At 43.2% G+C, this 20,265-nt stretch carries 24 protein-coding genes and 2 pseudogenes; 22 read left to right on the top strand and 4 right to left on the bottom strand.

The window, feature by feature from the left end; all coding sequences use genetic code 11:
* Nucleotides 1-232 precede the first annotated feature (232 nt).
* The 3 genes and pseudogenes from LQ216_RS09645 to LQ216_RS09635 form a co-directional block, all read left to right on the top strand.
* Nucleotides 233-1,393: pseudogene (locus tag LQ216_RS09645) on the top strand (ribonucleotide-diphosphate reductase subunit alpha); the annotation flags it as partial.
* A 294-nt stretch (nt 1,394-1,687) separates the two neighbouring features.
* Nucleotides 1,688-2,293: pseudogene (locus tag LQ216_RS09640) on the top strand (ribonucleotide-diphosphate reductase subunit alpha); the annotation flags it as partial.
* Between the two features lie 142 nt (nt 2,294-2,435).
* Nucleotides 2,436-3,671 carry an MFS transporter gene (locus LQ216_RS09635; protein ID WP_230129083.1) on the top strand — a complete coding sequence of 412 codons (1,236 nt, stop codon included), beginning with the start codon at nt 2,436-2,438 and terminating at the stop codon, nt 3,669-3,671.
* A gap of 202 nt (nt 3,672-3,873) precedes the next feature.
* Here LQ216_RS09635 and LQ216_RS09630 read toward each other — a convergent pair whose 3' ends face one another.
* A complete protein-coding gene (locus LQ216_RS09630) occupies nt 3,874-4,053 on the bottom strand; it encodes a hypothetical protein (protein ID WP_230129082.1) in 180 nt (59 codons plus the stop codon).
* 141 nt (nt 4,054-4,194) lie between these two features.
* Between LQ216_RS09630 and splB the strand changes: the two genes are divergently transcribed.
* Together splB and LQ216_RS09620 are read left to right on the top strand one after the other, a co-directional pair.
* The gene (gene splB, locus LQ216_RS09625; protein ID WP_230129081.1) at nt 4,195-5,220 is read left to right on the top strand and encodes a spore photoproduct lyase; all 1,026 of its coding nucleotides are present in this window, start codon (nt 4,195-4,197) and stop codon (nt 5,218-5,220) included.
* A gap of 81 nt (nt 5,221-5,301) precedes the next feature.
* Complete coding sequence (locus tag LQ216_RS09620; RefSeq protein WP_230129080.1) at nt 5,302-6,192, top strand: patatin-like phospholipase family protein; 891 nt, start codon at nt 5,302-5,304, stop codon at nt 6,190-6,192.
* Nucleotides 6,193-6,205: 13 nt separating this feature from the next.
* On the opposite strand, the gene LQ216_RS09615 is transcribed toward LQ216_RS09620, so the two are convergent.
* Both LQ216_RS09615 and LQ216_RS09610 read right to left on the bottom strand, forming a co-directional pair.
* Entirely contained in the window at nt 6,206-6,568 is a 363-nt protein-coding gene (locus LQ216_RS09615) for an SA1362 family protein (RefSeq protein ID WP_290369254.1), read from the bottom strand.
* Between the two features lie 97 nt (nt 6,569-6,665).
* Nucleotides 6,666-7,607, bottom strand: a complete 942-nt coding sequence (locus LQ216_RS09610; RefSeq protein ID WP_230129078.1) for a DUF1385 domain-containing protein — start codon at nt 7,605-7,607, stop codon at nt 6,666-6,668.
* A gap of 168 nt (nt 7,608-7,775) precedes the next feature.
* Between LQ216_RS09610 and LQ216_RS09605 the strand changes: the two genes are divergently transcribed.
* The 4 genes from LQ216_RS09605 to efp all read left to right on the top strand — a co-directional run bounded on the left by LQ216_RS09605 (nt 7,776) and on the right by efp (nt 10,494).
* Nucleotides 7,776-8,282, top strand: coding sequence for a YqhR family membrane protein (locus LQ216_RS09605; protein WP_230129077.1), 507 nt, complete (start codon nt 7,776-7,778; stop codon nt 8,280-8,282).
* 124 nt (nt 8,283-8,406) lie between these two features.
* Entirely contained in the window at nt 8,407-8,838 is a 432-nt protein-coding gene (aroQ, locus tag LQ216_RS09600; protein WP_230129076.1) for a type II 3-dehydroquinate dehydratase, read from the top strand.
* Between the two features lie 16 nt (nt 8,839-8,854).
* A complete protein-coding gene (locus tag LQ216_RS09595; RefSeq protein WP_230129075.1) occupies nt 8,855-9,916 on the top strand; it encodes an aminopeptidase P family protein in 1,062 nt (353 codons plus the stop codon).
* A gap of 20 nt (nt 9,917-9,936) precedes the next feature.
* Nucleotides 9,937-10,494: an elongation factor P gene (gene efp, locus LQ216_RS09590; protein ID WP_230129074.1), complete on the top strand. Its 558-nt coding sequence runs from the start codon at nt 9,937-9,939 to the stop codon at nt 10,492-10,494.
* Between the two features lie 107 nt (nt 10,495-10,601).
* On the opposite strand, the gene LQ216_RS09585 is transcribed toward efp, so the two are convergent.
* Complete coding sequence (locus LQ216_RS09585; protein WP_230129073.1) at nt 10,602-10,871, bottom strand: hypothetical protein; 270 nt, start codon at nt 10,869-10,871, stop codon at nt 10,602-10,604.
* Nucleotides 10,872-11,321: 450 nt separating this feature from the next.
* On the opposite strand from LQ216_RS09585, the gene LQ216_RS09580 reads away from it, so the two are divergent.
* The 13 genes from LQ216_RS09580 (at nt 11,322) to LQ216_RS09520 (ending at nt 20,017) form a co-directional block, all read left to right on the top strand.
* Nucleotides 11,322-11,507 carry a hypothetical protein gene (locus LQ216_RS09580; RefSeq protein ID WP_230129072.1) on the top strand — a complete coding sequence of 62 codons (186 nt, stop codon included), beginning with the start codon at nt 11,322-11,324 and terminating at the stop codon, nt 11,505-11,507.
* A 117-nt stretch (nt 11,508-11,624) separates the two neighbouring features.
* The gene (locus tag LQ216_RS09575) at nt 11,625-11,831 is read left to right on the top strand and encodes a hypothetical protein (RefSeq protein ID WP_230129071.1); all 207 of its coding nucleotides are present in this window, start codon (nt 11,625-11,627) and stop codon (nt 11,829-11,831) included.
* Between the two features lie 241 nt (nt 11,832-12,072).
* Complete coding sequence (spoIIIAA, locus tag LQ216_RS09570; protein ID WP_230129070.1) at nt 12,073-12,996, top strand: stage III sporulation protein AA; 924 nt, start codon at nt 12,073-12,075, stop codon at nt 12,994-12,996.
* Nucleotides 12,997-13,512 carry a stage III sporulation protein SpoIIIAB gene (spoIIIAB, locus tag LQ216_RS09565; protein ID WP_230129069.1) on the top strand — a complete coding sequence of 172 codons (516 nt, stop codon included), beginning with the start codon at nt 12,997-12,999 and terminating at the stop codon, nt 13,510-13,512.
* A gap of 21 nt (nt 13,513-13,533) precedes the next feature.
* Nucleotides 13,534-13,737 (top strand): stage III sporulation protein AC, encoded by a 204-nt coding sequence (gene spoIIIAC, locus LQ216_RS09560; protein WP_117308061.1) that lies wholly within the window; start codon nt 13,534-13,536, stop codon nt 13,735-13,737.
* A 7-nt stretch (nt 13,738-13,744) separates the two neighbouring features.
* The gene (gene spoIIIAD / locus LQ216_RS09555; protein ID WP_230129068.1) at nt 13,745-14,140 is read left to right on the top strand and encodes a stage III sporulation protein AD; all 396 of its coding nucleotides are present in this window, start codon (nt 13,745-13,747) and stop codon (nt 14,138-14,140) included.
* A gap of 36 nt (nt 14,141-14,176) precedes the next feature.
* Entirely contained in the window at nt 14,177-15,370 is a 1,194-nt protein-coding gene (spoIIIAE, locus tag LQ216_RS09550; protein WP_230129067.1) for a stage III sporulation protein AE, read from the top strand.
* Between the two features lie 17 nt (nt 15,371-15,387).
* On the top strand, nt 15,388-16,011 hold the full coding sequence (gene spoIIIAF, locus LQ216_RS09545; RefSeq protein WP_230129066.1) for a stage III sporulation protein AF: 624 nt from the start codon (nt 15,388-15,390) through the stop codon (nt 16,009-16,011).
* Nucleotides 16,008-16,667, top strand: a complete 660-nt coding sequence (gene spoIIIAG, locus LQ216_RS09540; protein ID WP_230129065.1) for a stage III sporulation protein AG — start codon at nt 16,008-16,010, stop codon at nt 16,665-16,667. Before spoIIIAF ends, spoIIIAG begins: the two co-directional genes overlap by 4 nt.
* 14 nt (nt 16,668-16,681) lie before the next feature.
* On the top strand, nt 16,682-17,284 hold the full coding sequence (locus LQ216_RS09535; RefSeq protein WP_230129064.1) for a SpoIIIAH-like family protein: 603 nt from the start codon (nt 16,682-16,684) through the stop codon (nt 17,282-17,284).
* Nucleotides 17,285-17,718: 434 nt separating this feature from the next.
* Nucleotides 17,719-18,210 (top strand): acetyl-CoA carboxylase biotin carboxyl carrier protein, encoded by a 492-nt coding sequence (accB, locus tag LQ216_RS09530; protein WP_230129063.1) that lies wholly within the window; start codon nt 17,719-17,721, stop codon nt 18,208-18,210.
* Nucleotides 18,211-18,223: 13 nt separating this feature from the next.
* The gene (accC, locus tag LQ216_RS09525; protein ID WP_230129062.1) at nt 18,224-19,576 is read left to right on the top strand and encodes an acetyl-CoA carboxylase biotin carboxylase subunit; all 1,353 of its coding nucleotides are present in this window, start codon (nt 18,224-18,226) and stop codon (nt 19,574-19,576) included.
* Nucleotides 19,577-19,603: 27 nt separating this feature from the next.
* Entirely contained in the window at nt 19,604-20,017 is a 414-nt protein-coding gene (locus LQ216_RS09520) for an Asp23/Gls24 family envelope stress response protein (RefSeq protein WP_230129061.1), read from the top strand.
* Nucleotides 20,018-20,265: the final 248 nt, after the last annotated feature.

The raw sequence follows: 20,265 nt of genomic DNA, 5'->3' as shown, positions 1-20,265 counted from the left end.
GTAAGCGTGAATGCTTGAAAACAACAAGTGGAGAAAGACAATCAGCAGCCAAGCTCCTTTAACATGGAGAAGGTTCAACGACCATCGAAAGCACGCTAAAGCAAGCGGAAGTGAGTAGAGTAGGAATCAAGTGATTCCGAAGCGCGGGGACACTCAGGATTTGAGTGTAAGATATGGTCTGGACTCTAAGGTGACTTAGAGAGTTGATGTAACGAATCAACGCAACAACTCAGCTCAGATGATCATGCTCTCGGATTGGCATCCAGATATCATTGAATTTATCATTTCTAAAATGCAAAACCCAAGAATCCTTCGTTATTTAATGGAAAATACAAATGATGAAACGATTAAGAAATATGCCAGCGAAAAGCTGAAATTTACACCTTTCACCGAACAAGAAGAAGCAATGTATCAGGGAATCGTGAATTACAAGCAGATTCCAGGAATGGGCGGATTTAATGATAAAATTATTAGAGATGCTGAGGAGAAACTGCGCATTGGCGGAACCTACACCGTTCATAATTCTGAATTCCTGACTGGGGCAAACATCTCAATCTGCCTGACAAAAGAATTCATGGATGCAGTTGAAAATGATGCAGAATATGAACTTCGTTTCCCTGATGTGGAAAGCTATGATGCTGCTGAAATGAAAGTTTATAACGAATCATGGCATGAAACCGGCGATGTCCGAGAGTGGAAAAAGCAGGGACATAAAGTCCGTGTCTACCGTAAAATCAAGGCTAAGGAACTCTGGAACCTGATTAACATCTGTGCCACTTATTCGGCTGAACCAGGCATATTCTTCATTGATAATGCCAATGAAATGACAAATGCCAAAGCGTATGGACAACAGGTAGTGGCGACAAACCCGTGTGGCGAGCAGCCCCTTGCTCCATTCTCAGTCTGTAACCTGGCTGCAGTAAACCTGGGTGAAATGGCTGATAAAGAAACGAAAACTGTAAACTTTGAAAAATTGAAAAAGACTGTGGAAATCGGCGTAAGAATGCAGGATAACGTTATTGACGCGACTCCTTATTTCCTAGAAGAAAATAAAAAGCAGGCTCTTGGCGAACGTCGGGTCGGGCTTGGAGTTATGGGACTCCATGATTTATTGATCTACTGTGAAACAGAGTATGGTTCTGAAGAAGGAAACATCTTGGTTGATAGCGTGTTCGAGACGATTGCAACTACTGCATACCGTACTTCGGTTGAACTCGCGAAAGAAAAAGGAAGCTTCCCATTCCTTGAAGCAAAAGAGCAGCAAGAAACAAACCGCTTAAGAAAAGCTTTCACTGAAACAGGCTTCATGCAGAAAATGCCTGAGGATGTGAGAAATGACATTCTAGAGTATGGTATCCGGAATTCACACTTGTTAACAGTAGCACCAACGGGTAAACAATCTGCCCCCTACATTCGTAAGAAAGTAGCGTAAACTTGGCTATATGCGGGAAACCCTGGAGTATCCTTTGCTACCTGTGCCTTGCCAGCATGAAAAGGTAAAAATGCAAAGGTGTTGGAATTGTTCCTTCCTGCCAGACAATCCGCAGGGAAGTCGTGGCTGACCCCTCAACGACTACACGCCGAGCACCAGTATAAATAACTGGTTGATGATATAGTCTGATCCTTATAGCGATATAAGGAGTGGGTACTGATAACCCCACCCTCCTAATGGAGAGTAACAATAATGAGCACTGGAACAATGGTCGGAGTCTCAACAGGCTTAGAACCTTACTTCTCATTCACTTATTTCCGAAGCGGACGCCTTGGGAAATTCATCGAAGTGAAAGCGGATATCGTTCAGGAATATCTGGACAGAAATCCTGAAGCGGATCCTAATAACCTGCCGCAATGGTTTGTATCTGCGATGGAGCTTGCTCCGGAAGCACATGCTGATGTACAATGCATCATCCAACGCTGGATTGACAGCTCAATCAGCAAAACCGTTAACGCACCAAAAGGCTATAATGTCGATCAGGTTCAAAAGGTATATGAGCGTTTGTACAAAGGCGGGGCCAAAGGCGGTACGGTTTATGTTGACGGAAGCCGTGACAGCCAGGTTCTGACTTTGAAAGCGGAAGAAAACAATCTTGATGAATTTGATTTAGAATATGAAGAGGATAAAAAGCCGAAAGTGGTCCTTGTTGATACAATTAACGAATTGCGGTCCACGAATGTAACAATCGGTTCTGAAGTAGGCGATACTTGCCCGGTCTGCCGTAAAGGCGAAGTAAACGAAATAGGCGGCTGCAACACATGTACCAACTGCGGCGCCCAATTGAAATGCGGTTTGTAAACCACTTGAAACCTGACAGCGATATTCGTTGTCAGGTTTTTTACGTATGAGTTGGACTCGTCTGTACATTTCCTTTTTTTGTTCGAAAACATTTCAGCGTTTAGGACATGATACTAATACAATTGTCTGATGAGGTGTGGGGATGGAAAAGAAGGTATGTGTAGAAGAGAATAAAGTGAGTGTGTGGTGTATCGTAAGCATGGCTTCGATCCCTCTTGTAATGACGCTGGGAAATTCAATGCTGATTCCGATTTTGCCCATCTTCGAGGATAAGGTAGGAATTACCTCTTTTCAATCGAGTATGGTCATTACAAGCTACTCGATTTCTTCCATCTTTCTGATACCTGTAGCCGGGTATTTATCCGATAAATTCGGCAGAAAAAAAGTGATTCTGCCGGCACTGATCATCGCCCTTATAGGCGGACTGATCGCCGGTTTTGCCTCATGGAAACTTGATCAGCCCTTCACGTGGATTATTATCGGCCGAGTTTTACAAGGCATCGGAGCCTCCGGTGCTTCACCAATCATTTTGCCTTTAGTCGGAGATCTTTATAAAGATGATGACGAAAAAACGAGTTCGAGCTTAGGCATTATTGAAACAAGCAATACATTTGGTAAAGTGCTTAGTCCAATTTTGGGATCGCTATTTGCCGCCTTTTTATGGTATCTTCCGTTTTTCTCGATTTCCTTTTTTAGCCTGATTTCGATCATCCTCGTGTTTTTCTTTATAAAGGTGCCGAAAGAGAAGGAGGAGCCAAAAAAGTTTAAGGAATTTGTAAGTATAACGAGGAAAACGTTCAAACAGGAAGGAAGATGGCTGTATACGGTCTTCCTGTTAGGTGCGTATGTGATGCTTATTTTATTTGCCATGCTTTTTTTCCTGTCTGACAGCCTGGAAATAATCCATCAATTAAAAGGTGTAAAAAAAGGTTTTATCATTGCGATTCCGCTTTTCTTGCTTTGTATCTCATCATATGTATCGGGTAGGAAAATCAAAGGTAGCCTGCCTTTGATGAAGAAATTAATAATAGGCTGTCTGATTCTTATGTCAGTAAGTATCGTTTTTGTTGGATACGTGAAAGCGCGGCTGATTTTACTTCTGGTGGTTACCAGCCTTGTCGGGATTGCGATAGGAGCCTTATTGCCAACATTAGATGCTATGATTACTGAAAATATTGAGAAGGATGAACGAGGGACTATTTCTTCATTTTACAGCTCGGCGCGTTTTTTCGGAGTGGGTTTGGGACCGCCGCTCATGTCGATCCTTATGAAAAACTATTTGAACATAAGCTATATTGCCTCCGGGGTTATTGGACTCATCATTTTGTTGATCGTCATGAAGTTCATCCACACCGAGAACGCAGATGAGCATGCATGAACAGAAATTGTTGAAAGACCGATTACAAAAATGTATTCGGTCTTTTTATGTAGTAAGTATAATTCTCTTTAAATTTGATGAATGTCTAGTTACAGCGCCCAGCCGCTCGGACTTGCACAGGATGAGCTGACCTCGACGTAAGACATAAGGACGTGGCAGTTCTTAGTCGATGTTCCATTCTGCAGGGCGCTTTCACTTTTCTTTAAAGATTTTCATTCTGTTGTGCGATCTCATCCTCGGCTAAAATTCCGTTTGCTGTCTTTAATTCCATATATTCATCCACTGAATCTCCCGGTACCGTCTTTCGGTTCGGGTCAGTTTCAATCGTCAGTTTCTCTTCCTTTGGGGCATTGGTTAGAAATTGGTCCTCTCTTTTTTCCATGTGCTGCTTGTCACCTCCGATCTATTAAATTTTCCCATAAGAAAATCAACATGAGAACTCAAGGATTCAGAAAAACTATCCTTAGGAATAGGGTGTCAATTTTGACTTACCTGCATACTGTCGTAAAAGGAGAGCATAGATATGAAACCATTCGTCCCGCAACTCGTATATATCGAACCAAAAGCATTGGATTATCCGCTTGGCCGTGAACTGAAACAGAAGTTCGAGGACATGAACATAGAAATCAGGGAAACGACGTCGCATAACCAAATCAGGGGGTTGCCCGGAGATAATGACCTTCAGAAATACCGGGTCGCCAAATCGACTTTGGTCATTGGTATCCGGAAGACGTTGAAATTTGATACATCTAAGCCGTCCGCTGAATATGCAATTCCGCTCGCTACAGGGTGTATGGGACATTGCCATTACTGTTACCTGCAGACAACTCTTGGCAGCAAGCCTTACATACGGTCTTATGTCAATCTGGATGAGATTTTCGAAGCAGCCGATAAATATATGGAGGAAAGAAAACCGGAAATCACAAGGTTTGAAGCAGCCTGTACATCCGATATTGTCGGTATCGATCATTTAACTCACTCATTAAAGAAAACCATTGAATTCTTTGGACAAAAAGAATTTGGCTTGCTAAGGTTCGTTACCAAATTCCATCATGTCGATCATTTGCTTGATGCCAAGCACAATGGGAAAACAAGGTTTCGCTTCAGCATCAATTCCCGCTATGTGATTAAAAATTTCGAACCGGGAACATCTTCTTTTGAAGAAAGGATAGAAGCAGCGAGGAAAGTAGCGGGTGCCGGGTATCCACTTGGATTCATCGTTGCGCCGATTTATATCCATGAAGACTGGAAAGCAGGCTATCTTGAACTGTTTGAACGTTTAAGTGAGTCATTGCAAGGGATAGATCTATCCAATTTAACCTTTGAATTAATTCAGCACCGGTTCACGGCTCCGGCAAAACGGGTGATTCAGAAAAATTATCCAAAGTCAAAGCTTGAGCTGGATGAAAGCAAACGTAAATACAAATGGGGTCGGTACGGAATTGGAAAGTATGTCTATCAAAATGAAGAAGCTAATGAATTGGAATCAACAATCAGAGACTATATCGGCCGCTTTTTTCCAGAAAGTGAAGTTCAGTATTTTACCTAAATCAATAAAGTTAAAAATTCAGTGACATACAGCTTTTCCCCTGCTTAAAGTGTATAAAAGGCCTTTAGCGGGGTGGGCAAGTTGCTTATTGACGGGGTGTTTTCCGGAGGGGGAATTAAGGGCTTTGCATTGGTCGGCGCTTTACAGGTACTGGAGGAAAGAGGATTCACATTCTGCAGGACGGCCGGGACAAGTGCAGGCTCGATTATTGCGGCGTTCATTACAGTCGGCTACAATGGCCGTGAAATAAATGATATGTTAAACGACATGGATGTAATCCAGCTTTTGGATGCCAGAAGAAGAAACAGGTTTCCAATTCCGTTTGCAAAATGGCTAATGGTTTATTGGAAGCTCGGTTTGTATAAGGGAGACGCCCTTGAAAAATGGATAGCCGAAAAGCTTGCAGCAAGAGGAGTCGTCAGGTTTTCGGATCTTCCATTTCAAAGCTTGAGAATTATCGTTTCCGACATTTCAAATGGAAGATTAGTTGTGCTGCCGGATGACCTTGTTAAGTACGGAATTGATCCTGGTAGTTTTCCGGTCGCAAAAGCAGTACGAATGAGCTGCAGCATTCCTTATTTTTTTGAACCAGTCAAGCTGCTGGATAAGGGCAGACATAGTCATGTGTTTGTGGATGGCGGTGTGTTGAGCAATTTTCCGATGTGGCTATTCGATTCGGAACATGTAAAAAAGAGGCGTCCTGTTCTCGGAATGAAACTAAGCGGAGATAAAGAACGCGAAAAACCTCATGAAGTGGACAACGCACTTGAGATGTTCAGCGCTCTGTTCAAGACGATGAAGGATGCTCACGATTCCAGGTATATCTCAAGAAAACATGTTAACAATATTATTTTCATTCCGATGAAGGGCGTGTCGGCGACTGAATTTGAATTAACAGAGGAGAACAAGGCTATGCTTGTTAATCAGGGGAAACAATCGGCTGAAAAGTTCCTAAAAAAATGGACCTATTAAAAAATCGGGCTTTTTAAAACGAAGCCCGATTTTTCTTTTTATTTTTTTTTCCTTCAATGACGGTTAGGTTTGCTTCCGATTTTTTTCTGATTTTCGATTTCTTCGCTGATTTGGCTAGAGAAAAGTTAGCGACATTATCCCGTTTTGCCTTTGTGGATTTCTGCCTTTTTTTTGATTGGCGAGCGGCTTTAAGAAATGCTCGTTGCTCTTTTTTTTCAGGTTTATCCTTTGTTAAACGTTTATAAATCAAATAAACAATTCCCACCACAACTGCGATAATCAGGACGCTTCTAATCAAGCTCCATGGATTGTGAAACAGTTGGCTGGCGAGTCCGAGAACGGCCAAGGCAATGATCCCGTAAATGATACGATTCAACAAAGACACCTCCTTAAGAGCATCATGAGCATTTTTGCCGCTTTTTAAACGATTTTTATAAAATAATCCTAAACTATTTTTTCCTTATGCTATTTTTTTACACAATATCTTCTGTTTTTAAACCTGCGTTTTCCAGTCTGAGAAGTTCATTGAAAGAAGCCAGGGCCACTTCAACTTGGTCATCTGTCGGCTCTTTCGTGGTCAAAAGCTGCAACCATAGACCAGGATAGCCAAGATAGCGCAGAACGGGAACATCTCTCAATTTGTTTGTAAGCTGAAGCACTTCAAAGGAGATGCCGAGGACCACTGGAATGAGCAATATCCGATTGACGACTCTCAGCCAGAGAGGATCCGTTGGAAAGAACATATAGACAAAAACCCCTACAAATACAGTGAATAACATAAAGCTTGAGCCACAGCGGTAATGGAGCCTGGACTGGGCTTGAACGTTTTCGATAGTAAGTTCTTTGTCGTTTTCAAAACAATTGATAATCTTGTGCTCAGCTCCGTGATATTGGAAAACCCTTTTAATGATCGGGGTGAGCGACACAAAATATATATAGGAAAACAATAGGAGAAGCTTGAAGAAGCCTTCTACAAGAATCTGGGCGGTCTTACCCTCGAAAATCGGTTGCATTAAATCAGCGAGAAAAACCGGGATGAGTGTAAATATCAATTTTCCAAAAATGAATGAGAGCACGCCAATGGCTGCTACACCTAGCCACATTGTCAGCTTCGACGATGATGCCGCTTCCTTTGCGATTTCCCCATCATCAGCAGGATCGACATCAAAGCGTTCTGATGAAAAGTTTAGATGCTTTGAGCCGTTGGCACTTGAATCTATGATGGCTACGATCCCGCGTAAAAAAGGGACTTTTTTTAATTTCTTAAGCAGGGGCTTACTTTCTCGTGGTACATGAAAATATTCTATTGAAGAGTCTTTACGCCGGACCGCGGTAACGGTGTGGTGTTTGCCGCCAAACATGACGCCTTCCACTACCGCCTGCCCTCCGTATACTGGTTTTTGGGTTTCAGACAATTTCTACACCAACCTATGCTGTTATTTGGGACCCTTCGTACTACTTCTTTATCATACTAAAAAAAACAATATTTTTATACTTTAATTGTTCGACTTTGATTGCATGGATGAATTCATAGAAATATTGCATGCAGGGAAGGGGCATGTTACTTAATGGAGGTGAAAGATATGTCTGAGCTAAATGAAGAACAAACCGGACGGGATGTACCAAGGTCTCTTGTCATGGATTCCATGGTCATTGGTTTTATTAGCGGTGTTTTTTGGAGCCTAATGGCCCAGGTTGCCTACTTTTTTAATTTTTTGGACTTCAGCCCAAAAGTTCTTCTAACTTCATGGATTACTTTAGAATGGGCCAAAGGCTGGCTCGGGGTGGTCATATCCATCCTGCTTTTTGGAATCCTTTCCATTTTGGTAGCTCTCGTTTACTATGCTTTATTAAAAAAGGCCACAAGTATTTTTGCCGGTCTGCTATATGGACTGGTTTTATGGCTGATTTTAGTTTTTATTTTAAAACCGATGTTCCCTGATTTTCCCTCTTATGCGGAAATGACGGGTAACACCATTATCACTAGCATCTGTCTTTTTATCTTATTTGGGGTATCTATCGGCTATTCAATTTCTTACGAACATCAGGAGCTCGAAAAGATAGAAAAGATGGAAACGGAAATGACCTGATTATAGATCACGCATTGAACATGAAAAGATGCTTGCTCTTTTCTGTGTAACATAATTTGGGATTATGATAGAATGTTCATGTTGAACATTCTTTTTTCAATTCAGCAGATAAAGCGGGTGTAGCATGAAAATTATATTAGTGATAAACGGACCTAATCTTAATCGGTTAGGCAAGCGGGAGCCAAAGCAATACGGAACAGAGACGCTTTCCGATTTAGAGAATTCTTTAAGGCAAAATGAGGAAGGGCTCGAAATCAGCCTGAATTTCTTCCAATCTAACCATGAAGGAGCCATTATTGATAAACTGCACTGGGCCGAAGACAATGGCGTAAAGGGCATCGTTATCAATCCAGGAGCGTTTACACACTACAGCTATGCGATTCGGGATGCGATTGCTGCTATAAAAATCCCCGTCATCGAAGTACATATTACAAACGTTCATGCCCGGGAGGATTTCAGGCATGTATCCGTTATTGCACCGGTTGCGGCCGGTCAAATCGTCGGACTTGGTCTGCAAGGCTACGAATTAGCGCTTCATGCATTAAAAAAATTATAAAGGAGTGAAACGTGAGATGGAAAAATTAGAGCGACTCCGCGAAAAAATGGAGATTGTCCAGGTTGATGGATTTTTGATCACAAGCACATATAACCGCCGCTATATGACGAACTTCACCGGTTCTGCGGGTATTGTGCTGATTTCCCTCAAAGAAGCGAAATTCATTACGGATTTCCGCTATATGGAACAGGCAGGAAAGCAGGCTCAAGGGTTTGAAATTATCCAGCACACTGGTACGATTACCGATGAAGTGGCCAGTCAGGCAAAAGCGATGGGCATCAAAAGGCTTGGTTTTGAACAGGATCACGTCACGTTTGGGTCATACAAAGTGTATGAAACCGCTTTTGAAGGTGAGCTCGTCCCGGTATCCGGCCTGATAGAGAAATTGCGCTTGATTAAGACACCGTCAGAGATTAAGATATTAAAGGAAGCCGCTCAGATTGCCGATGCGGCATTTACCCATATCACACAATATATCCGTCCCGGTTTAACCGAATTGGAAGTTTCCAATGAACTTGAGTTTTTTATGAGAAAGCAGGGAGCTTCCTCTTCTTCCTTCGACACGATTGTCGCTTCAGGGTACCGCGGGGCTCTTCCGCACGGGGTTGCTTCTGATAAAGTGATTGAAAAGGGAGAATTGGTCACGCTTGATTACGGAGCTTATTACAACGGGTACGTATCCGATATTACCCGAACCCTGGCAGTGGGCCAGCCGAGTGATGAGTTAATAAATATTTACAACATCGTTCTTGAAGCACAACTGCGGGGAATGGCCGGCATCAAGCCGGGCATGACTGGAAAAGAAGCAGACGCACTAACCCGTAATTTTATTGCCGAAAAAGGATACGGAGAAAGTTTTGGCCATTCAACCGGTCATGGCATCGGCCTCGAAGTGCATGAAGGACCGGCACTTTCCGTAAGATCTGAAACCATACTTGAACCAGGCATGGCTGTAACCGTGGAACCGGGCATTTATGTGGCAGAATTAGGCGGTGTCCGGATCGAAGACGATACGATCATTACCACCCGCGGCAATGAATCGCTCACCCATTCAACTAAAGAGTTAATTATTCTGTAAAACATGTAGGAGGACAAAAGATGATTTCCGTCAATGATTTTCGTACCGGGTTAACAATTGAAGTAGACAATGCCATTTGGCAGGTAATTGAATTCCAGCATGTAAAGCCAGGTAAAGGAGCTGCGTTTGTACGTTCAAAGCTTCGGAACCTTCGTACAGGCTCCATCCAGGAAAAGACCTTCCGGGCCGGTGAAAAAGTAAGCAAAGCCCATATCGAAAACCGCAAGATGCAATATTTGTATGCAAGCGGCGACAACCATGTGTTTATGGATAATGAAACATATGATCAAATCGAACTTCCTGAAACGAGCATCGAGAGGGAATTGAAATTCTTGAAGGAAAACATGGAAGTGCATATCATGACATTCCAAAGTGAAACGCTTGGGGTAGAGCTTCCAAACACAGTTGAACTAGAAGTTACAGAAACAGAACCGGGAATTAAGGGGGACACCGCTTCCGGTGGAACGAAACCGGCAACCCTTGAAACAGGACTTACAGTCCAGGTTCCTTTCTTCATAAACCAGGGAGACCGTCTGATCATCAATACAACAGAAGCTTCCTATGTATCGCGTGCATAAGAAAAGTCCAAAACCGGAGATCTTGAATCTCCGGTTTTTTTGTGCTCAATTTTGTTAGGAATCCGGGACTGGTTACAAAATGGGAAAGTTCTCCCCCGGTTCCAAAACTAATCAACCCGACGGAAAGTTTCCGCAACGAAAAAAGGGCCTGGCAACAAAACTAAAATTCCGCCAACAAAAGTCGCTGTTTCGGCAACAAAACTAGTCAAAGCGGCAACAAAACTGGAAATTTCCGCAACAAAAAAAGGGCCTGGCAACAAAAACAGAATTCCGGCAACGAAAGTCGCTGTTCCGGCAACAAAACTAGTCAAACCCGCAACAAAATCGGAATTTCCGCAACAAAAAAGGGCCTGACAACAAAACTGAAATTCCGGCAACGAAAGTCTCTGTTCCGGCAACAAAACTAGTCAAACCGGCAACAAAATCGGAATTTCCGCAACAAAAAAAGAGCCTGGCAACAAAACCAGAATTCCGGCAACGAAAGTCTCTGTTTCGGCAACAAAACTAGTCAAACCGGCAACAAACTGGAAATTTCCGCAACAAAAAAAGGGCCTGGCAACAAAACTGGAATTTCGGCAACAAAAGTCGCTGTTTCGGCAACAAAACCAGTCAATGCGGCAACAAAACCGAAATTTCCGCAACAAAAAAAGAGCCTGGCAACAAAACTGAAATTCCGGCAACGAAAGTCTCTATTCCGGCAACAAAACTAGTCAAACCGGCAACAAACTGGAAATTTCCGCAACAAAAAAAGAGCCTGGCAACAAAAACAGAATTCCGGCAACGAAAGTCGCTGTTTCGGCAACAAAACCAGTCAAAGCGGCAACAAAATGGAATTATCCGCAACAAAAAAAGGGACTGGCAACAAAACTGGAATTTCGGCAACAAAAGTCGCTGTTTCGGCAACAAAACTAGTCAAACCGGCAACAAAATCGGAATTTCCGCAACAAAAAAAGAGCCTGGCAACAAAACTGGAATTTCGGCAACAAAAGTCCCTGTTCCGGCAACAAAACTAGTCAAACCGGCAACAAAATCGGAATTTCCGCAACAAAAAAAGGGCCTGACAACAAAACTGAAATTCCGGCAACGAAAGTCGCTGTTTCGGCAACAAAACCAGTCAAACCGGCAACAAAATGGAATTATCCGCAACAAAAAATGGGACAGGCAACAAAAACAGAATTCCGGCAACGAAAGTCGCTGTTTCGGCAACAAAACTAGTCAAAGCGGCAACAAAATCAAAATTTCCGCAACAAAAAAAGAGCCTGGCAACAAAACTGGAATTTCGGCTACAAAAGTTCTCAACCCGGCTACAATCAGCAGCAACCCGGCTACAAAAATGAAATTCCGGCTACGAAATCTGGGATTGGCTACAAAAATGAGATTCTCGCTACAAAAGTCCCCAACCCGGCTACAATCCGCAGAAAACCCGCTACAAAACTAAAATTCCCGCTACGAAATATGGAATTGGCTACTTTAAAATACTTGCCAATCGTCGAGGTTTCCTCCATAACTGTTCATCAATGCCAGTCATAAACTGTGCGGACAGGCATACATTTTAAATAATGAACGAGGGGGGTAGCTATGGAAAGTGTCCTGTCACTTTTGCCGAAAAAGATTCATGAACAGCTAAGGTCTGTTCCACCGGCCGAGGCCGAAAAAATCGAAGAGCTTCGCATCCGTGTCGGGAGGCCTCTTGAAATCATTATCGGCGGCAGGCCATCTTTTATGCCGTACCTGGTGAGTGCTGCGGATGCTCAAGGATTGCTCAGTCGTCTGAGCCAATTTTCTTTATATACGCTTGAGGAAGAATTGAAACGAGGTTATATAACGGTTGCAGGAGGACATAGAGTGGGCCTGGCCGGCAAAGTTATCCTGGAGAATGGTGCTGTTAAAGCGATCAGGGATGTCTCCTCTTTTAACATAAGGATAGCCAGGCAGAAAATCGGTGCTGCGCAAGGCTTGATTCCCTATCTATTCATGGGAGGATGGCAACATACCATGATCATCGGTGCACCGCAAAGCGGTAAGACGACTTTGCTCCGGGACATCGCGCGCATTATTTCAGGTGGAGATGAACGAAATCAGATTCAGCCGAATAAGGTAGGAGTTGTTGATGAACGTTCGGAAATTGCAGGCGCGGTCCATGGGGTGCCGCAGCTGGAATTTGGTCCGAGGATGGATGTGCTTGACGGCTGTCCAAAGGCAGAAGGAATGATGATGATGATCCGATCGATGTCTCCGGATGTTCTCGTCGTCGATGAAATTGGCCGGGCTGAAGATACGATGGCCGTGTTGGAAGCGGTGAATGCGGGGATCAAGCTGATCATCACCACTCACGGGCATTCATTGGAGGATGTTAAAAAACGTCCGAATATTGCCCATATCCTTGAACAGAACATATTCGAAAGATTCATTGAATTAAAAAGAGATGAAGATGGAGGGAGAATTTCAACCGTTCTGGATGCCCGGGGTCAGCCTATTTCACGGAAACTGGGGGTTTCATAGATGTTTAAGCTAATAGGTGCGGCAATCATTATTTTAGCCACGACCTGGACTGGATTTGAAGCTTCCAGACATTTGAGCCAGCGGCCGCGCCAGCTAAGGCAGCTGAAGGTGGCTTTGCAATCGCTGGAAGCAGAAATTATGTATGGTCATACTCCTCTCGCGGAAGCAGCCTTTAAGCTTTCGAAGCAAATGCCTAAACCGCTCTCATGGTTTTTTGAATCGTTCGCTAACCGTCTTACTTCAGGCGAAACGACTGTGAAGGATGCCTGGGATGAGTCCTTAAAAGAGATATGGAAATGGCTTGCATTAAAACAGGGGGAATTTGAAATTCTATCCCAATTTGGTGAAACACTCGGCAGGCATGATAGATATCATCAGCAAAAACAGATACAGCTCACGATGACGCATTTGGAACGGTTCGAGAACGACGCGATCGACCGGCAGGGAAAATACGAAAAAATGGTCAAAAGCCTTGGCTTTCTATCCGGCTTGTTATTAATAATTTTGCTAATGTAGGCAGATACGGGAGGAAATGAGATGGGCATGGATGTAGACATCATATTTAAAATTGCCGGTGTCGGAATTGTAGTGGCTTTTTTGCATACAATTTTGGATCAGGTCGGAAAAAAGGAATACGCTCAATGGGTCACCCTTTTTGGTTTTATTTATATCTTATTCATGGTTGCGTCGATCGTGGAGAATCTCTTCCAGAAAATCAAATCTGTGTTTTTGTTTCAGTAGGGAGGGGATGGCCATTGAAATTATCAAAATAGCCGGGATCGCATTGGTGGCCACCTTCCTCGCCCTTATCATCAAGGAGCAAAAGCCGAATTTTGCCTTCCTGCTGGTGGTCTTTGTCGGTTGTTCGATCTTTCTTTTTTTGGCGGATAAAATTCATGAAATCATTCAGATGCTCGAAAAAATCGCAGTCAATGCCAATGTCAATATGGTGTATCTTGAAACGATTCTAAAGATTGTTGGGATTGCTTATATTGCCGAGTTTGCCTCCCAGATAACGAAAGATGCCGGACAAGGATCGCTTGCTTCAAAGATTGAACTCGCCGGCAAAATATTGATTTTGGCAATGGCGATCCCGATTCTGACAGTCATCATCGAAACGATTATTAAGATGATTCCGAGCTGACAGACGGTATCTGTTAATTACAGGTGAGGTGAATATATGAAGCCAAAAATATACTACCTATCGCTCATGCTGCTTTTCCTCTTTTTTTTTCAGGGCAGCACGGTCCTTGCCTCCCCCGCCGCTGAAACAGAACCCATTATGCAATCGGAGCTTGTTCAGTCTCAAATCGACAAGCTCGGAGTGGACGAGCTGAAACAATATTGGGATGATGTCATCTCTGAATACGGAGGTTTTTTGCCGGAAAGCCAAAAAGGCAGCTTCATGGATTTTATCAGCGGGGAAAAGCAGTTTTCATTCGCGGAATGGTTTAAGGGATTGGGAAAATTCATTTTCCATGAATTGATTGTAAATGGTAAGCTGCTTGGCTCATTGATATTGCTTACTGTGTTCAGCATGTTTCTCCAGTCGCTCCAAAATGCCTTTGAACAAAGTTCCATCAGTAAAGTTGCCTATGCGATTGTATATATGGTGCTGATTATTCTCGCACTTAACAGCTTTCATGTCGCCATTACCTATACGAAGGAAACAATCGATTTAATGATTTCCTTTCTGATGGCGTTGATCCCTTTGCTGCTCGCTTTGATTGCCGCTTCGGGCGGTGTAATCTCGGCGGGATTCTTTCATCCGGTGCTTTTCTTTCTCATGAACACGAGCGGGATCTTGGTTCAATATGTCGTCCTGCCGCTGCTGTTTCTCTCAGCACTTCTCAGCATTGTCAGCACGTTGACGGACCAATATAAAGTGACACAGCTTGCCCAGCTGCTTCGAAACTTTGGAATCGGGATTCTTGGAGCTTTCATGACCGTTTTTCTCGGTGTCATTTCCGTTCAGGGAGCCACATCGGCTGTTGCTGACGGGATAACATTAAGAACCGCGAAGTTTATTACCGGCAATTTCATACCGGTGATCGGGAGAATGTTTACGGATGCTACAGATACTGTTATTAATGCATCCGTCCTCTTGAAAAATACCGTGGGGGTGGCAGGTATGGCGATCCTGCTTATGATCACGGCCTTTCCGGCCATCAAGATATTGATTGTCTCCTTCATCTATAAGCTTGCAGCGGGGCTTTTGCAGCCGCTTGGCGGAGGACCGGTGATCAACTGTCTCGATATTATCAGCAAAAGCATGATTTATATTTTTGCGGCTCTGGCTATTGTATCGCTTATGTTTTTTCTAAGCATAACGATTATTATAGCGGCCGGAAATATTACGCTCATGGTGAGGTGAGGAAAGGAGCAGGAGCATTGGAATTTTTAACGGGATGGATTACGAATATCATTTTGTTTGTGTTACTAGCCACTGTCATTGATATGCTGCTCCCGAGCTCGGCGATGCAGAAGTATGCGAAGATGGTCATTGGTCTCTTGCTGATTGCGGTTATCATATCGCCGGTGCTTTCCTTATTTAACACCGATTTTGATCAATTGCTGGCAGAAGCAACGGCTTCTTTCCAGAAGGGTGAGCAAAAGAATCTGGAAAATTTAACAGAAATGAAGAAAAAAGAAATACAAGCCTCACAACATGCATATATTTTAGAACAAATGGCTGTCGGGTTGAAGGCAGGAGTGGAAGAGGAGTTGATAGCGAAGTACGAAATGGAAATTCAATCCATTCATTTAGAAGTAAAAAATGCTAAACAACCTGAGATGCCGGAGGACTTAGAAAAGATTGTACTGGAATTGGACAAAGCAAAGAGTGAAACAGACTCAGTAGAGGTTGTCACGAAAATAGAAATCAATACAGGGGACACAGCTCCGCAGAAACAGCCTGCCAACTTGGACGAGATTAAAAAATTTCTCGCAGCGAATTGGTCCGTAGATGAACAAGTGATTGAAATAGCCGGGGAAGGGAGTGGCTGGAAAAATTGAAAAATGATAAAGGTCCTATAACCTGGCTTTACAAACTATTCATTAAAGATGGGGAACCAAAAGAGAAAAAACCTTCACTCTATGCTTACGTTTTCGTGGTCCTTATTATTGGAGTCGGAATCATGACCGCAGGGAACTTTTTGACAACCGATCAGACCAAAATGGATCCAAACGATGCAATGCCTGCTTTCAATGACAAAGAGTCGGAAGAGGAAGTGCCGGCATTCGGCCGGAAAGAACAAGTGGAAATCAAATCGATTAAGGATTATGAGAAATATTTGCAAACCGAAATGAAGGAAGCGCTTGAAGCGATTTCAGGCGTTGATGATGTCAAAGTAGTTGTAAACGTGGATGCTTCCGAACAGAAAATCTTTGAAAAAAACAAGGTCACGCAAAAGCAAATCACGGAAGAAACGGATCAGGACGGCGGCAAACGGACAGTCGAAGATTCGAATATTGATGAGCAGCTCGTCATTATAAAAAGTGGTGAGAAAGAAGGCCCAATTGTTTTAGAAACGAAAAAACCAAAAATTCGCGGTGTCCTGGTCGTAGCAAAGGGTGCTGAGAATATCCAGATAAAAAAGTGGATCATCGAAGCAGTTACAAGGTCACTTGACGTACCGAGCCACAGGGTTTCGGTAATGCCTAAAAAATAAGGGGGAAGAAATCCATGTTATTAAAAAAACAAACCGTTTGGTTATTGACGATGTTAAGCCTTGTCGTTGTATTATCTGTCTACTATTTGACCGCGCCGCCAAAGGATTCTTCAAATATGGTAGCCACTGAGCAAAAAGAGGACAAACAGCAGACCGAGACCAAACAGCAGACCGAGACCAAACAAGCTGAAAAAGAAAATACAGGAGAGCCGGCCGCCGAAAAAGAAAGCAAATCGGGTGCTACTGTCGTGACTGAACAAACGGACGATGATACTTTCGCGATACTGCGTATGGAAATTCAGGATAGCCGCGCCAAACAAAAAGAGGAATTGACGTTAGTCATGGCAGATACTGAGATCTCGGCGGAAGAAAGAAGCAAGGCAGCGGCATCGATTAAAGAATTGAGTGAGATTGATGAAAAAGAACAAATCATTGAATCGTTAATTGAAGCGATGAATTACGACGCCGCGCTTGTTCGAGTGAAAGGTAAGGATGTTAACATTACCGTAAAAGCAGATAAAGCCAATGCCTCTGCCGCCAACAATATCATCAGGCTTGTAAATGATGAATTGGAAAGTATGCACAATGTGGCGGTCGCATTCCAACCGAAAAAATAATTGGATTCTTTCTATAAATGAACGCTTGGTTATAAACCTAAGCGTTTTCTTATGTTTCTTGCACCCTTTGTCAGCCAAAACTTTGCAGGTGAAATAAAAGGAGTGTTAAACTATATAAGTTGAACTAAAGATTACGCATTAATAAATTTTTGGCTCATTTAAGCTCCAACAGGATAGGCCGGGGAGAAAGCGAGCTTTCTCTCGGCCTATCCTGTTGGAGCAACCTTTCAGCTTTGCTGAAAGGCATGTGAAACTCTGGTTTCACATGAATGAGCCAAAATTAAATCATTCATTCAACTTATATAGTTAAGACTATGTATTGAATTTTGGCAAGCTATTATCGTATGATATTAGTATCTAGTCATAAATTTACCGATAAGTCTGGATGATTCCTTCGAAATGATCTGTTAAAAAAATAGACAAGGGGTGCCGTAATGTTAAAGGTACAAGAAATTCGTGAACTTATTAAATTGATTGATCAATCAAACATTAATGAATTTGTTTATGAGCAAGATGGAACAAAAATTAAAATGAAAAAGAAAGCAGCTCAGGAACAACCGGTTTCTGTCATCGCTGAAACGGTACAGGCCCAAGTTCCGGTACAGGAACAGCCTGTAAAGCAGGAGAAAGCCGCGGTTGTTGCATCCGCTCCCGCTCAGGAGACACAGGAGTCCAATCAAGAAAATTTACATAAAATTGTATCACCGATGGTCGGAACATTCTATCAGTCTCCTTCTCCTGATGAAGACATATATGTTAAAGCTGGATCGAAGGTCAAAAAGGATTCGATCGTTTGCATTGTTGAAGCGATGAAACTGTTTAACGAAATCGAAGCGGAAATTGAAGGGGAAATCGTCGAAATATTAGTGAGTGATGGCCAATTAGTCGAATATGGCCAGCCATTGTTTTTAGTTAAGCCTGAATAAGGAGCTGTTACAGATGATTAAAAAGCTACTGATCGCAAACCGCGGTGAAATTGCCGTCCGTATTATCCGGGCCTGCAAGGAATTGGGCATTGAGACGGTCGCTGTCTTTTCTGAAGCCGACAGAGAGGCGCTTCATGTCCAGCTTGCAGATGAGGCATATTGTATAGGTCCGACTGCATCCAAAGACAGTTACCTTAATTTCACGAACATTATCAGCACGGCAAAGCTTACCGGTTCGGATGCCATTCATCCCGGTTATGGATTCTTGGCTGAAAACTCGGATTTCGCTGACCTGTGCCGTGAGTGTGGAATCATTTTTGTAGGTCCGTCCCCCGAGGCGATTTCAAAAATGGGCACAAAGGATGTTGCGAGGGAAACGATGCGCAAAGCGGGAGTACCGATTGTTCCCGGATCACAAGGCATTATCAAAGATAATGATGAAGCGATAAAACTAGCAGAAAAAATCGGTTATCCGGTCATCCTAAAGGCTACTGCTGGCGGAGGCGGAAAAGGAATCCGTGTTGCGAGAACCGAGGATGATCTGATTAAAGGTCTCCGCATTACCCAACAGGAAGCCATGACCGCGTTCGGCAATGCCGGGGTCTATATTGAAAAGTATATTGAAGATTTCCGTCACGTTGAAATCCAGGTGATGGCCGATTCACACGGAAACGCCATCCACTTGGGTGAGCGGGATTGTACGATTCAACGACGCTTGCAAAAACTGGTTGAAGAGACTCCTTCTCCGGCTTTGGATAGTGAAATGCGCGAGGAGATGGGGACTGCGGCTGTAAAGGCAGCGGTGGCTGTGGACTATTCGGGAGCAGGAACAGTCGAATTTATCTATGATTATAAGGACCGTAAATTTTACTTTATGGAAATGAATACCCGTATCCAGGTAGAGCATCCAGTTACTGAAATGGTGACGGGAGTTGATCTAATCAAGGAACAGATTTATGTGGCATCCGGAAAAAGACTGAGTTTGAAACAAGAGGATGTTACTTTTAACGGATGGGCGATTGAATGTCGCATCAACGCGGAAAACCCCGAAAAGAATTTTATGCCGTCTGCCGGGCAGATCCAAATGTACCTGCCCCCGGGCGGATTTGGTGTAAGGGTGGATTCTGCCGCATATCCGGGCTACTCCATTCCTCCATATTATGATTCGATGATCGCGAAATTGATCGTCCACGCGGCGACGAGGGAAGAAGCCATCGAAAAAATGAAACGCGCATTAAGTGAGTTTGCGATTGAGGGCGTTCATACGACCATTCCGTTTCATATTAAACTGCTTCAGCATGAACAGTTCGTCTCAGGAGAATTTAATACCAAATTCCTTGAAATATATGATGTAATGGATTCATAATGAAAGAGAAACAGGAGGTGCTTTTTAATGAGTGAAATGGAAAGTGCAATGCTTGAGATGAACGAGAGTGATAATGGATTAGGCAAAGTGGAAATAGCTCCGGAGGTCATTGAAGTCATCGCCGGAATTGCTGCGGGTGAAGTTGAAGGCGTGGCTCAGATGCGCGGCGGGTTTGCTTCAGGAGTCGTAGAACGTCTCGGGAAAAAAAATCATGGCAAAGGCGTAAAAGTAGACCTATCAGGCGATGGAATTAAAGTAGACTTATATTGCGTCATGAAATTCGGTGTTTCCATTCCCAAGGTAGCCCAGGTGGTACAGGATAATATCAGGCAGGCATTATTGAATATGACAGCTTTGGAAGCCGATGAAGTGAATGTTCATGTCGTCGGGATCCAATTTGAGAACGCGAAACAAGAAACGGAAATCGAGCAGGAAATGTAACATTCTGTCATGAAGCATTATCCTTTCAGAGAAAGGCCCGGCTTTTTATGCCGGGCTCTTTCTATTAAAAATACCTTGTTTCCTGAGTTTAGTTTGCCTGGTTATGAGGCATACAAAATATATAGGAAATAAAAGCATAGAATTTTTGTTCCTCTTCAAACTATTATCTGATACAGTGTAAAAGATGTGATTTCAATCGAAGGTTGAGGCAAAACGAGTTCTTTGGTTATCGTTTGGCTAATAAAACT

It is taken from the genome of Bacillus sp. CECT 9360, assembly GCF_918741275.1.
GTDB lineage: Bacteria > Bacillota > Bacilli > Bacillales > DSM-1321 > Peribacillus.
This window is presented reverse-complemented; position numbering and strand designations above follow the sequence as displayed.